The organism is Dactylosporangium sp. NPDC006015 (assembly GCF_040614215.1).
Taxonomy (GTDB): Bacteria; Actinomycetota; Actinomycetes; order Mycobacteriales; family Micromonosporaceae; genus Dactylosporangium; species Dactylosporangium maewongense.
The window spans coordinates 16,947-30,606 of sequence record NZ_JBEXUD010000035.1; the positions used below are offsets into that span (position 1 = coordinate 16,947).

Genomic DNA, 13,660 nt, shown 5'->3' on the forward strand with positions numbered 1-13,660 from the left:
CGGTTACGAGCCGCTCGGCCAGGTGACCTGGGTCGAGTGGTAGTAGTTGATGCCCATGACGTTCCAGCGTGGTCCCTGCGCACCGAGGCGCTGCTTGAACGCGGTGAGGTTGTGCGTGCTCCATGGCGACCAGCCCAGTTCGGCGATCGCGGGCAGCCGCGGGAAGGCCATGTACTCGATGTCGGCCGTGGTCACGAGCGTTTCGGACCACAGCGGTGCCTCGACGCCGAGCACGGCGGTCTCGCCGGCACCGGTGAGGTAGGCACCCGGGTTCCATTCGTACGCCGTGTTCACGTCGATGAGACCGGCCCACTTCTGACCGAGCCTCGTGTTGTTGCGGTACTTCATGTCCAGGTAGGTCTTGTTGGCCGGGGACATGACCACCTTGGTGCCGTTCGCCACCGCCGCGGCCAGCGGCGCGTTGCTGGTGGTGGTGCCCCAGAACTGGGCCACCGTCGAGGGCGGCAGGGTGGCGTTGGCCACGTCGTGCCATCCGACGACGGTCTTGCCGTGCGCGGCGACGATCTGCTGCACCCGGTTGATGAAGTACGAGTAGTCGGCCGCGGTGGTGGAGCTGGCCTCGTCGCCGCCGATGTGCACGTACGGCCCCGGGGTCAGCGCGGCGATCTCCCCGATCACCTGGTCGATGAACGTGTATGTCAGCTCCAGCGGCACGCACAGCGAACTGAACCCGACCTGCGTGCCCGTGTACCGGGCCGGCGCCACGCCGTTGCAGTTGAGCTGCGCGTACGAGGCGAGCGCGGCATTGGTGTGCCCGGGCATGTCGATCTCGGGAATGACCGTGATGTACCGGTCGGCCGCGTAGTTCACGATCGCCGTGTAGTCCGCCTGGGTGTAGTACCCGCCCGGTCCGCCGCCGACCTGCGTGCCGCCGCCGTAGGTTGCCAGATTCGGCCAGGAGTTGATGGCGATGCGCCAGCCCTGGTCGTCGGACAGGTGCAGGTGCAGCACGTTGATCTTGTACAACGCGAGCTGGTCGAGGTACCGCTGGACCTGGGCCACGGTGAAGAAGTGCCGCGCCACGTCGAGCATCGCACCGCGGTGCGCGAACCGCGGGTGGTCGACGATCTGCCCGCCCGGCACCGGCCATGGTCCGGGCTGGAGGGTCGCCGCGTCGGCGGCCACGGGCAGCAGCTGCCGCAGCGTCTGCACGCCGCGGAACAGCCCGGCGGGCTGGTTCGCCCGGATGGTGATCGCGCTCGCGGTGACGTCGAGTTGGTAGCCCTCGGCGCCGACGCCGGGCGGCGCACCGGTGAGCAGCAGGGCGATCCCGTCAGCCGGGCCGGCGACGGTGGTGACGACCGGCAGCGGCAGCCCGGTCGAGACCCGCAGCCGGGCCGCGAGCTGGTTGGCGATGGCCGCCGCCGGTGCGGAACCGGGCGCGGCGTAGATGGTGGTGGACGCGGTGATGCCGTGGCTGACCCCGGGCGTGGCGGTGGCCGTGACCGGGGCCGGGACGACCGAGCTGAACGCGACAGCGGTCGCGGCGGCGGCGGGAGCGGTGGTGGCGGACAGGAGGGCGGCGACAACGCCGAGGCCGGTGAGGGCCCCGCCGAGTCGTCGTGGCAGGGACGGGGTGGCCATGACGGTCCTCTCGCAGAACGCACCGGCCTGCGGGTGGGCTCGCACCCACCATCAGGCATTTGCATTTGACGATCCCCAGCCCAGCCAGGATGGCACGGGCCCAAGCGAAAGGCAAGGTGCTTTACAAATGGCGCTCGAGTCATGCCTGATCGTGGCGACGGCGCTTGCCTGGCGGCGCACCGTCGTCAGCGCTCCACGCTTCCGTGACCGGCAGGAGCGTCTGACGTCGGCTGCGAGCCGCCGCCTTGCGGACATGACGCGGCCCGCAGCGCACCGGGTGGTGCGCTGCGGGCCGTCGGCTTCGATCCCTGGCTACTTCCCGCCACCGGCGCGGAATGCCACCCAGGCGTCACTCATCCGCTCCGCCTGCCCGGCGGTGAACATGTTCATGCACGAGTCCTGCGAGTAGTCCATGAAGTTGTGGATCGGGTCCAGCCCGGGAGCGCTGCACGTGTCCGCGCCGACCGGGCAGTCGAACTGAGGGATGGCCTCGCGCGGGGTGTCGGCCACGAAGTCGCCGGACGCGGCGCACCCGTGCGCGAAGGTGTGCTCCAGCATCAGCCAGTGCCCGACCTCGTGCGTCAGGGTGTCGCCCTCGGCGTACTTGCCGGCCGTCCCGCCGGGCATCGATTCGTCGAGCATGACCACGCCGTCGATGTAGTCGCGGCCGTTGTTGTACCCCTTCGGGAAGTACGCCCAGCCGAGCAGCCCGCCGCCGATGTTGCCCGCGTACACGTTGAGGGTTCGGGCGTCGCCGGTGTACAGCGCCCGCTTCATGTCCCGCTCGTTCTTGCCCGGCACGACGGTGTACCAGTCACTGTTCACCGTCCAGGTCGTGCTGGTGAGCGAGAACCGGAACGGTGTGTCGGACGCGTCCGCGGCCGTGCGACCCGAGTACGAATCGTTGAGCACCGCCATCTGTGCCGCGATCAGCGTGTTCCACCGATCCTTCTCGGCTGCGCCGAACGGGTGGTCGGAGATCATGTGAAAGACCGTGGGCACGGTGACGCTGCCGTTGGCCAGACGCGGCGAATCCTTGAGCACACCGTAGGCATTCGCTTCGTTCTTCGGGTACAGCTCCGGCTCCTGAGCGGTGGCGCCCTCGCCCACCCTCGCCCCGCTGGCACCCGGGTCGCACGCCGCGGCGCCCGCGGAGGCATGCACGGCGCCGGCCGCGCCGGCCACGCTGGAACCGCCAACCGCCGCCACGAAACTCGCCACGGCAGCGGTCATGACCGCCAGCCGTAGCGTTGATCTTCTGCGCATCGTTCACCTTCCACAGACCGCTGTAAGCAGGCGGGATCGCCGCCTTCCGGCATGAGAACACGCCGCGGTCGTGGCGAGAAGACTTGAGTGCGGCAACCAGGGGTCGTAATAGGGTTGGGCGCGTTGAAGCGAGACGAACGCGGCCACGGTTACGCACATGATCGACGGCAGCAGGAGACTCCTGTGCCGCACCTCGTGGTGCGCGACTCTTCGTCCCTAAGGGCTGACCACAGGTCCAAGATCGCTCGGCGGGGAGCCTCCGTGCGAAACGACGGGGAGCGTCGCGCGCAGTTCCGTGCCGCCGTCCGGCGGGGCCACGACGTCGATCGTCCCACCGAGCGCCTTGACGCGATCCTCCAGACCGGTCAGACCCGAACCTCGGGCGGAGGCGACGCAGCCGCAACCATCGTCGCGGACAGACAGGGTGAGCGCGCGATCCGAGTTGCTGACCCGCACCGTCACGCCCGATGCTCGGGCATGCTTCGCCACGTTGCTGAGCGCCTCGGACACGACGTGGTACGCGGCCACCTCGATGCCCTCGGGAAACCGGGTGTCGATGCGTATGTCGTAGTCGGCGGGAACCGTGGAGCGGCGGATCAGCGCCTTCAGCGCGGGCTCGAGACCCCCCTCGGACAGGATCGTCGGATGGATCCCCCGCGAGAGCTCACGCACACTGTCGGCCAGCTCCTTCAAGCCCTCCTTGACGGACGACAGCTGGACGTGCAGGTCGGACAGTTCCGGCGGGGCGGATGACTCGGCGATGGTCAGTTCGAGGGCCAACGAGATGAGCCGCTGCTGCACCCTGTCGTGGAGTTCACGCTCCAGCCGCCGCCGTGTCTCGTCGGCCGCGGCAACGATACGGGCGCGGGAGGTGGTCAGCTCGGCCTTGTTCTGGGTGTTGGCGATGCTGGCGGCCAGCAGCTCCGTGAAGTCACAGATGCGGGTCTCGGATTCGGCCGGAAGCGGGGCGGGCCGCGTCACGGCGGCGATCGCGGCCCCCCAGAGACGCCGGTCGACGACGATCGGCGCGGCGACGGTCGAGCAGATGCCCAGTTGTCGCGCCAGGTCCGCGGCAGGTCCGAGGACTCGGGCGTAGTCGTCGACCCGCGCCGGGCAGTGGGACTGGAACACCGCCGTCGCTACGACGGAACCATCGAGCTTGTAGTTGACGCCGGGCCGCAGAGCGCTTGGTCGTCTGCTCCAGACGGCGACCACGGTCGCGGTGGAGTCCGGCTCGAAGCGCACCACGGTCGCAAGGTCGGTGTCGAAGATCCTGCCGACCTCGGCGGCCACCGCGGCGAACACGTCGGCCGGCGGCGCGTCCTGCGCAACCAGCGTCGCCACCCGCCGTAACGCCGCCTGCTCGCTGGTGAGAAGGCTCCGCGCCGTCTCCGCCGCCACGCTCCGGCGCTGGGCCATGGCGGCGAACTCGCCGACGGCGGTCGCCAGCAGGAGGAACACCACGGCCTCTGTCAGGTCGCCGCCTGCGGGGATCCCGATCGGATGCGTGGGTGGCAGGTAGTACCAGTCGAAGGCGAGGAAGCTCGCCAGCGCTACCGGGACGCCGAACACGACGCCGGCATAGTGGGTGATCGCGACGATGCCGGCGATGCCGAAGACGATGAGGATCTCGATCGGGATGTACGGCCCGACGTGCTGGACAAGGACGCCCACAAGCGGAAACGCGGTAGCACCTGCCAGGAGAGCGAGCGCCGGTCTGCCACCTGCCCGTATGGCCCGCCAGAGTACGGACGTGCTCACAGCCCCGACATTAACGCGGCGCCGACCCGTTTTCGGCTGCGCCGAACTCAAACGCTTGGCCGGACGGCGAGTCCTGACCGATCGAACGTGTCGACGCCCGCATCCGCCGGGCCGTGCGGGTTCTCGGGCACTTTCGGGATCCGTCTCAGGGCGTAGGCGTAGAGGGTGACCATGCAGATGAGGCTGGCGGTCGATCCGGCGAGCAGGCCCCAAGCGGCGCCGCGCAGGCCGCCGTGGTCGGCGCCGAAGGTGAGGCCGCTGAGGGAGACGACGACGAAGAAGACGTATTGCGCGAAGAGCATCCGGGCGCGGTGCATGCCGCGCATCGCGGCGGTGAAGGGGACCTGGAACAGGTAGAGCGCGCCTTGCAGGGCGATGGGCAGGACCAGTGGGGCGGCTTCGGCGAATTTCTGGGTGTGGACCAGTGCGTAGGAGACGACGGGCCAGAGGGTGAGCACCATGAGCGCGCCGACGACGGCGAAGGCGATCGCCAGTCGGCGGGTCTGGCGGCGCAGGGCGAGGGCGGCTCGGGCGCCTTCGGGGCCGGGTTCGGCGGCGTCGGCGGCATTGCGGGAGACGTGGGGGACCAGCAGGTTCTGGACGGCGGTGATCAGGTTCTGCACGGGTTGGAGCTGGACGGTCTGCACGAAGCGCAGGTTGGCCAGGTCGATCTTGGACAGGCGGCCGGCGACGATGAAGCTGATCGCCAGGACCTGGACCTGGGCCACGACGGCGGTGACGGTGAACCAGCCGGACAGCTGCCTGGTGTCTGCCAGCCAGGCCAGCGGGCTGCCCTGCCAGGGCAGCCGGTGTTCGCGGATGAGGTACACGGTGATGCCGGCGGTGGCACCGAGACCCCAGCCGGTGAGCAGCCCGCCGGCGCTGGAGGTGTGGGTGAGGATCATGGTGACGACCATGACGGCCTGGGTGCCGGCCCAGACCAGGTCGATGCCGAGGGCTTTGTCCGGGCGGCGGTCGGCCAGATAGTCGAAGCGGGCGGTGTCGTGCAGCATGATCGGGACCATGAACGGCGCGAGCCAGATGAGCTGGCGCAGGTCGATCCCGCCGCGGCCGGGGTGGAGGGCCCACAGGACCACGAAGACGACAGTGGTGATCAGGCCGGAGCACAGCGCGGTGGCCAGGCCGTTGCGGGCCAGGCGCACGCGGGGCTCGCCGTCGTGGCGCGATGCCAGCGCGAGCAGCACGTCACCGACGATCGCCCGATTGAGGCACGTCGCGAAGTAGCCCACCGCCAGCGCCAGGGCGAGCGCGCCGAACTGCCCTTTGGGTAGCAGGATCCCACCCAGGAGGGTGTTCGCCGAGTTGGCGGCGGCGATGACCATCTGGTCGAGCAGCCCGGCACCGGCGAGCCGGCCTCGGGCGCGCGGGATGCGCGTCCGCTCAGACGTCCTGGGTCTGGCCGGCATTGTCGACCAGCCTCGGCGGCTGTCCGTCGGTCCGGCTCGCCAGCACCGCGGCGGGAGCGGGCGCGGCGAGCATCGGGTCGTCGTAGTGGCGCTCGCCGCGGACCGTGGTCAGCACGGCGCGGACGAGCAGTTGCAGGTCGAGCAGCACGCCTTGGTGCTCGATGTAGGCGAGGTCCTTCGCCAGCCGCTCCTGCGGCGGCATGTAGAACCTCTCGATCTGGGCGATGCAGGCGATGCCGGGCCGCACCGTGTGCCGTTCGGTGTAGCCGGGCACCGACTCGAGGTGCTTGCGGACGAGCACGGTGCGCAGCGGCCGCGGCCCGACCAGGCTCATCGAGCCGCTGAGCACGTTGATCAGCTCGGGGAGCTCGTCGAGGTGCCAGCGACGCAGCCGGCGACCGACCTTGAGCGTGCGCGGGTCACCGGCCGGCGACACGACCGGTCCCGTGAGCCGCTCGGCGCCGTACTGCATGCTGCGGAACTTGAACTGGCGGAACGTGCGGCCGCCGCGGCCCACGGAGTTCTTGGTGAAGAAGATCGGCCCGGGCTCCTCGAACCAGATGAGCAGTCCGATGATCGGCCACAGCGGCAACGTGAACGCCAGGCCGACGAGCGCACCGGTCACGTCCAGGACCCGCTTGCCCCGCGGTACCGGGCGCACAGTGCAGGCATTGTGATACCTCAGGACCGCGCGCTGGACGGCGGGCGACGGCGGCGCGTTGTCCTCGACGATCCCGGCGGTGGCGCCGCTGAGCACGATCCCGCCGGCGAGCGATCCGGTGATCAGGATCATGGCGACCCGTGCCGGCACCTCGTGGTCGAGGCGCAGCCAGATCCACGGCGCGGCGATCAGCGCCGCGGTGACGACGAAGGCGACCCGGCAGGCCCAGGCCCGAACCCGCTTGGGGACGGAGGAGGTGAGGACGACGGCGGGCAGCAAGGCCAGCAGCAGCGGGAAGAGCAGCCACCAGATTCTCACGGGATTTCGGACCTCCAGAGCAGGCGGGCACGCGCCGTCGTCATCGGTATGCCTTCTCCCGCTCGGCCCACATGGTGAACAGCAGCAGGATCCAGATCTCACGGGCGTGTTCGGCCACGCCGCTGAGGTGGCGCTCGACGATCTCGTTCACCGCGTCGAAGCGCAGATAGCCCTGCCGCCGCAGGACGTCCCGGCACAGGTACTCGCGCACCAGCGGCCGGAACTCGCCGCGCAGCCAATGCGGCAGCGGGGCGTTGAAGCCCTTCTTGCCCATGGCGAGCGTCCGTGGCGGCAGCAGGCCGGCCATCGCCTGCCGCAGCAGCCGTTTCGGTTGCCGGCCCGGGAACTTCATCGAGCCCGGCAACGAGAAGGCGAACTCGAGCATCGACGTGGCCAGCAGCGGGACCCGTACCTCCAGGGAATGCGCCATGCTCACCCGGTCGACCTTCGTCAGCACGTCGTCGGGCAGGTAGACGTGGGCGTCGGTGTACTGGAACCGGGTCAGCCGGTCGAAGCCGGCGCCGGCTTCGTAGTGCGCCTCGTGCGTGTCGTACGTGTCGCACAGCTCGGCGAGCACGTCCGGCTGCAGCAGCCGCGCCTTGTGCGCCTCCCGGAACACGACCCGCCACAGGTAGTGACTGCGGCCGGGCTCCTCGAGGGCGTTGTCGGCGAAGCGACGAGCCTTGAAGTCGAAGCTCGCCCTGGCGCTGGAGCGCGGAAGGAAGCGCAGCAGGCCCGGCACGATCCCGGCCGTCACCGCGCGCGGCAGGTGGCGGTAGTAGCGGGCGTACTTGTCGGCCTGATACGTGAGGTAACCGGCGAAGAGCTCGTCGCCGCCGTCGCCGCTCAACGCCACCGTCACGTCCTGGCGGGCGAGGCGGCACAGGTAGTAGGTGGGCACCATCGACGGGTCGGCGAACGGCTCGTCGAAGGCCGGCAGGATGCCGTCCATGACGTCCGCGGCCGTCGGTTCGACCACGAGCTCGGTGTGGTCGGTGCCGAACCTGGCCGCAGTGAGGGCGGCCCCGGAACGTTCGTCGTACGACCGGTCGGCGAAGCCCACCGAGTAGGTCTTCAGCGTGGCGTCAGGCAGTGCGCGCCGGGCGGCCGCGACGACCGTGCCGGAGTCGATGCCGCCGCTGAGGAAGAAGCCCACCGGCACGTCGGCCGCCAGTTGCTGGCGGACGCATTCGACCGTGAGGTCACGCAGGATCGCGGACGCGCGGGCGGCGGTGAGATGGCGCCGCTGCGGCACGTCGGCGAGCGCCCAGTAGCGCTGCACCGTGCAGCGGTTGTCCTGCCAGACCAGCGTCGTGCCCGGTTCGAGCTTGCGGATCTCCCGGTACATCGTCCGCGGTGCGGGCACGTACATCAGCGACAGGTACGCGCTGAACGCCTGCAGGTCCGGTGTCCGATCGGGGATCGCGCACAGCACCGCCTTGATCTCCGAGCCGAACACGAGGCCGTCGGGGCGCTCGGCGTAGTGCAGCGGCTTCACCCCGACCCGGTCGCGGCACAGGACCAGCCGGTGGTGGGCGCTGTCGTACAGCGCGATGGCGAACATGCCTTCCAGGTGCTGCGCGAAGCCGGTGCCGAACTCCTCGTACAGGTGCGGGATCACCTCGGCGTCGTTGCCGGAGCGGAAGGTGTGGCCGCGCGCGGCGAGGTACTGCCGCAGCCTTTGATGGTTGTAGATCGCGCCGTTGAGCACCGCGTGCACGGTGCCGTCCTCGGACCGCACCGGCTGCCGGCCGTGCAGCACGTCGATGACCGCCAGCCGCCGCACCGCCAGGCCGGCGGTGGCGGTGACGAAGAAACCGTCCTCGTCCGGGCCCCGGTGGGCGAGGCTGCCACACATGGCGCGCAGCCGATCCTCGTCGACGGCAGGCCCGTCGTCGGCCACTACGATTCCGGTGATTCCGCACATGAGTCCTCCGCCTCGGTCGATCGATGAACAGGCGAGCGCGGGTCAGACCGGTGCGGGTTCGGCCGGCCGGTGCGAGGGCACGGGCACGGGCGGCTCCCACAGCCCCACCTTCTGTGCCGACAGCCGCACGAGGTACCGGGGGCCGAGGATCAGGTAACGCCGCCACAGCCGGCGCGGCTCGAGGACCAGCCGCCACATCCAGGCCAGGCCGTTGCGTTGCATCCAGCGTGGTGCGTAGCTCAGCAGCCCGGCGTGATAGTCGAAGGCGGCCCCGACCGCCAGCAGCGGCATGGCGAGCAGCGGCCGCATCGCGTGGACGAACGACTCCTGCCGCGGACAGCCGAGACCGACCAGGACGAGGCGGGCTCCCGATGCGTTGACACGTTCGGCGATGCGCGCGTACTCGCCCGGCTCGGCGTCACGGAACCGCGACGGTTCGGCGCCGGCGATCCGCAGCGTCGGGACCGTCCGGGTCAACGCCCCGGCCAACCTCGCGACGGTCCGCTGCGTGGACCCGTACAGATAGACCGGCAACTCCTCGGTGGCCGCGCGCCACAGCACCCGGTGGGTCAGTTCCGGCCCGCTCACCCACTCGCGCAGCTCGGCCTGGTGCAGCAGGTTCAGCGCCCATCGCACCGGCTGGCCGTCCGGGACGATCACGTCGAAGGCGTTGAGCCGGGCGTTGTGCCGCCGATCGGACACCCCGGTCATCACACCGTGCACGGCCAGCGCGGTCAGGATGAACGGGCGCTGCTGCTGGGCGGCCGCGAACACCTTCGCGACCGCCGCGTCGTAGTCGATGACGTCGACCAACACCCCCATGACGCTGCGTTTTCCCGCGTCGACCAACGCTCTTCCTTTCCTCTCGCCCCGCCGGCACGCGCCGACCACGCCGGTCGGGTCGAGGCAACGAACGCCAGCCTCGACTGCGGGATGCTGAGCGCGCCTGTACCCACGCGGTTGCCGACAAACGCCGGATGGCAGCCGAGCGGAGGTGACTTGTGGTGGGCGGCCATGTGCCCGCGACGTCATGGCGATGTGTCCCTCGGCCCGCCACCCGCGTTATCACCTGTCGTCTTGACAGCTCCGGGTGCCGCTGCGCAGACTGCTTTCACTAACTAATTAGTGAAAGCAGTCTGGAGTGATCGAGTTCCGCATCGACCGGCGCTCGGGTGTGGCGACATATCTGCAGCTGGTCCATCAGACCAGGCACGCGCTCCGGCTCGGGCTGCTGCAGCCCGGCGATCGTCTCCCGACGGCCAAGGAGGTCGTCGCGGCCACCGCGATCAACCCGAACACCGTGCTGAAGGCATACCGGGAGCTCGAACGCGAAGGGCTCGTCGAGCCGCGACCGGGGCTGGGCACATTCGTGCGGCGCTCGCTCGCCAGCGCGGGCACCCAGGCCGACGGGCCGCTGCGCGGCGACCTCGACGGCTGGCTCCGGGCGGCGAAGGCCGCGGGGCTGGAGCGTGAGGACGTCGAGGCGCTGTTCAAGTCCGTGCTCGACACGCACTACTGACCATCGCACCGCTGACCATCGCACCGCTGGTCATCGACACACGAGGGAGCAGGCACATTGGGCACCGACACGGGTCACGTCGCATTGGCGGCGCGCGGCCTCGGCAAGCGGTACCGCCGGGGCTGGGCGCTGCGCAACTGCACGTTCGAGCTGCCACTGGGCCGGGTCTCCGCGCTGGTCGGGCCCAACGGCGCCGGCAAGAGCACGCTGATGGCGCTGTCCACCGGCCTGCTGCGCCCCAGTGAGGGCGCCGTCGAGGTGCTCGGCAGCACCCCGGGCACCGGCGGGACGGACTCCAAGCCGGCGTTCCTCGCGCAGGACAAGCCGCTGTACCGCAGGTTCACCGTCGACGAGATGCTGCACGCGGGCAGGGCGCTCAACCCGCGCTGGGACCACGCGTATGCGCACCGGCTCGTGCAGGACGCGGGCGTCAACCCGGCGGCAAGGATCAGCACGCTGTCCGGCGGGCAGCGCACCCGGGTCGCCCTCGCGCTCGCCCTCGGCCGCCGCCCGCAGCTGCTCATGCTGGACGAGCCGCTCGCCGACCTCGACCCTCTTGCCCGCGAGGAGGTCATGCAGGCGGTGATGGCCGAGGTGGCCGAGACCGGCATGACCGTGCTGCTCTCCTCGCACGTGCTCGCCGACATGGAAGGCGTGTGCGACCACCTGATCCTCCTCGCCGGTGGCCGGGTCCACCTCGTCGGTGACATCGAGGACCTGCTCGCCAACCACCGGCTGCTGATCGGCCCGCGCCGCGCCGAGGGCCACGGGCTGCCCGCCCGGGCGGTGATCGAGGCCCGTGCCACCGGCCGGCAGGAGACCCTCCTCGTCCGTGACGGCGGCTGGACCGCCACGACCGGCTGGGAACAGCTCGAACCGACCCTGGAAGAACTCGCGATGGCATACCTGCGCTCCGCGTCACCGTCCCGCTCGTCCCGCAGCCCGGAGGTGGCGGTCGCATGACCTGGATCGCATGGCGGCAGCAGCGCATGCAGGTGCTGCTCAGCATCGCCCTCATCGCCGTGGTCACGGGCGTGCTCGTCTACTTCCGGTTCGACGCCGTCACCTACATGGCCGATCACGGGATCAGCGGCTGCGTCGACATCGACGAAGGCAGGTGCAGCGCCTCGGCGATGGACGCGTTCGCCGGGCGGTACAAGAGCTACGTGGCGGTCCTCCCGCTCGTGCTGCTGTGCCTGCCGGTCCTGCTCGGCATGTTCGCCGGCGCGCCGCTCTTCGCGCGGGAGTTCGAGCAGGGCACCCACATCTTCGCGCTCACCCAGTCAGTCGGCCGGATCCGCTGGTGCTCGACGAAGCTGCTCATCGCGGCCGTGCCGGTCCTCGCTGGCACCGCGCTGCTCGGGCTCGTCGCCACCTGGAGCCTGCGCCCGTTGAGCTTCGTCGCCCACGGCCGCATGACCACGCCGGGCTTCGAGACGCAGGGCATCGTGGTCACCGCGTACACCCTGCTCGCGATCGCCGTCGGCGCCACCGCCGGCCTGCTCTGGCGCAACACGGTCGCCGCCATGGCGCTCACCATCGCCTGCTACCTGCTGCTGCTCATCGGTGTCGCCGCCGCGGCCCGACCCAACTACACCGACCCGGTCGAGCGCCGCGGCACGGTCGCCGGAGGCAACGCCATCGGCTCGCAGAGCGGTCGCAGCCTCGTCCCCGACGACGCGTGGCGCGTGGGCTCGGCCTACTACAACGCCGCCGGCACCGCCGTCGACTTCGATCCGTCCTCCTGCAAGAGCACCGACGGCACCATCGAAACCTGCCTCAGCCGCCAGCAGATCGCCACCGTCAGCGCCTCGTTCCACCCCGACGGCCAGTTCTGGCGCCTGCAGCTCACCGAGTCCCTCATCTTCCTCGTCGCCGCGACCGCCCTGCTCTCGCTCGGCGCCTGGGCACTGCTCAAACGCCTGCTGTAGCGGCGCCACACCGGGCCGTAGGTGTCCAGGCCGAAGCAGCACGGCGGAGACGAAGCGGCCCATCGCCGGGGGCCGGCCGTCAGCGACGGGTCGCCGAATATGCCGAGTAGACCGACCGGTAGGCGTGGTAGAGCGGGCTCACCGGCAGTTCCCAGGTGCCGAGGTAGTACTGGTAGTCGCCGCCGAACGACAGTTTGAACTTGGTCAGTCCGGCCCACGGGTGTTCCGGCTCGCCGGGCGGCGCCACGCCCAGCGAATCGAAGGTCTTCTGCCCACGATCCTGGGCGTCCAGGACCATCGTGGCGCGCATGATGGCGCCCGGGTGGACGTGCCGGTGGGCGTGCATGCTCCCGGAGTGTCCGACGTGGCGGGTGGTCGGGCTGTCGAAGACGATCGCCGCGGAGACCGGCTCGTCGTGGTGCCGGGCGATGTACAGGGTGGCCGCGTCGCGGGGCAGCAGCACCTGCGCCATGGTCCGGTAGTAGTCGTCCGGGTGCTGGACGATGTGGTTGTGGACGGCCACCTCGTGGACGACCATCAGCAAAGCTTCCACATCGCCGGGATCATGGCTTGCCTCGATGCGCACACCCACCTTGGCGGCATTGCGGTACCGCTGCCGGTTGTTCTTGGACATGTCCTTGAGAATCTGGTCGCGCGGCTTGGTCAGATCCTGCAGCCACACCAGTGAGGGTTGGATCTCCTTCAGCGCCGGCCGATGTTTGAGCCGCTTCAGATCGGCCTTCGTCACCGGCGCCCACGGCTCCATCCGTACGAAGATGGCGCCCTGGTCCTGGGCCAGTGCCTTCAGCTCCGCGATCGCAAGCTGGTAGCTCACCATGCTGTCGGCGACCGGACCGTATGGGCAGTAGAGGCGGGTCGCCTTGTTGGACCGCTCCAGGATGGCGAAGCACTGCCAGCCGGGGCCCTGGCCGAAGAACAGTTTCCGGCCGAGCTGCTGGTTGAACGCGCCCCAGTGGGTGCTCTGCAGGAAGTGCCCGCCGCGGGCGAACAGGTCGTCGTCCCACGACTTGCCGGGCAGCTCGTTGGACCACGCGATGGAGGAGTGCTGAGACATGCGGAGAGGGTCACCTTTCGGGGGGAAAGGAGCGGGTGAGCCGGGACAAGCGCCGCGCTGGAGCTTCCTCATTCGTTGCGTGCCGCTCCAGCGCCGCATGTGCGCCGGTGGCGGAACCGTAGGGAGGCAGTCGTGCGGATCCGATGAAGAAGCCGTCCGGAAGTCGCGAA

At 70.1% G+C, this 13,660-nt stretch carries 11 protein-coding genes; 3 read left to right on the forward strand and 8 right to left on the reverse strand.

Annotation, left to right across the window (positions count from 1 at the left end):
* Window positions 1-3 precede the first annotated feature (3 nt).
* The 7 genes from ABZ321_RS41395 to ABZ321_RS41425 all read right to left on the reverse strand — a co-directional run bounded on the left by ABZ321_RS41395 (window position 4) and on the right by ABZ321_RS41425 (window position 9,787).
* Window positions 4-1,605 (reverse strand): family 20 glycosylhydrolase, encoded by a 1,602-nt coding sequence (locus ABZ321_RS41395; protein WP_344508813.1) that lies wholly within the window; start codon window positions 1,603-1,605, stop codon window positions 4-6.
* A 312-nt stretch (window positions 1,606-1,917) separates the two neighbouring features.
* The gene (locus ABZ321_RS41400) at window positions 1,918-2,838 is read right to left on the reverse strand and encodes a zinc metalloprotease (RefSeq protein ID WP_354901168.1); all 921 of its coding nucleotides are present in this window, start codon (window positions 2,836-2,838) and stop codon (window positions 1,918-1,920) included.
* Window positions 2,839-3,087: 249 nt separating this feature from the next.
* A complete protein-coding gene (locus ABZ321_RS41405; RefSeq protein ID WP_354901170.1) occupies window positions 3,088-4,632 on the reverse strand; it encodes an ATP-binding protein in 1,545 nt (514 codons plus the stop codon).
* Between the two features lie 47 nt (window positions 4,633-4,679).
* Window positions 4,680-6,059: a hypothetical protein gene (locus tag ABZ321_RS41410; protein ID WP_344508808.1), complete on the reverse strand. Its 1,380-nt coding sequence runs from the start codon at window positions 6,057-6,059 to the stop codon at window positions 4,680-4,682.
* Window positions 6,034-7,038, reverse strand: a complete 1,005-nt coding sequence (locus ABZ321_RS41415; RefSeq protein ID WP_354901172.1) for a sugar transferase — start codon at window positions 7,036-7,038, stop codon at window positions 6,034-6,036. The genes ABZ321_RS41410 and ABZ321_RS41415 overlap by 26 nt, the downstream gene beginning before the upstream one ends.
* Window positions 7,039-7,078: 40 nt before the next feature.
* Window positions 7,079-8,965, reverse strand: a complete 1,887-nt coding sequence (gene asnB, locus ABZ321_RS41420; protein ID WP_344508804.1) for an asparagine synthase (glutamine-hydrolyzing) — start codon at window positions 8,963-8,965, stop codon at window positions 7,079-7,081.
* Between the two features lie 42 nt (window positions 8,966-9,007).
* Entirely contained in the window at window positions 9,008-9,787 is a 780-nt protein-coding gene (locus tag ABZ321_RS41425; protein ID WP_344508802.1) for a WecB/TagA/CpsF family glycosyltransferase, read from the reverse strand.
* Between the two features lie 319 nt (window positions 9,788-10,106).
* Between ABZ321_RS41425 and ABZ321_RS41430 the strand changes: the two genes are divergently transcribed.
* From ABZ321_RS41430 to ABZ321_RS41440, 3 genes are read left to right on the forward strand one after another with little or no spacing between them, the layout of a single operon-like run.
* Window positions 10,107-10,484 carry a GntR family transcriptional regulator gene (locus ABZ321_RS41430; RefSeq protein WP_344508800.1) on the forward strand — a complete coding sequence of 126 codons (378 nt, stop codon included), beginning with the start codon at window positions 10,107-10,109 and terminating at the stop codon, window positions 10,482-10,484.
* 57 nt (window positions 10,485-10,541) lie between these two features.
* Entirely contained in the window at window positions 10,542-11,447 is a 906-nt protein-coding gene (locus ABZ321_RS41435) for an ABC transporter ATP-binding protein (protein WP_344508799.1), read from the forward strand.
* A complete protein-coding gene (locus tag ABZ321_RS41440; RefSeq protein ID WP_354901175.1) occupies window positions 11,444-12,415 on the forward strand; it encodes a hypothetical protein in 972 nt (323 codons plus the stop codon). The genes ABZ321_RS41435 and ABZ321_RS41440 overlap by 4 nt, the downstream gene beginning before the upstream one ends.
* A gap of 79 nt (window positions 12,416-12,494) precedes the next feature.
* Here the strand turns inward: ABZ321_RS41440 and ABZ321_RS41445 are convergent, their stop codons facing one another.
* Complete coding sequence (locus tag ABZ321_RS41445; RefSeq protein WP_354901177.1) at window positions 12,495-13,490, reverse strand: peptidoglycan bridge formation glycyltransferase FemA/FemB family protein; 996 nt, start codon at window positions 13,488-13,490, stop codon at window positions 12,495-12,497.
* Between the last annotated feature and the right edge of the window lie 170 nt (window positions 13,491-13,660).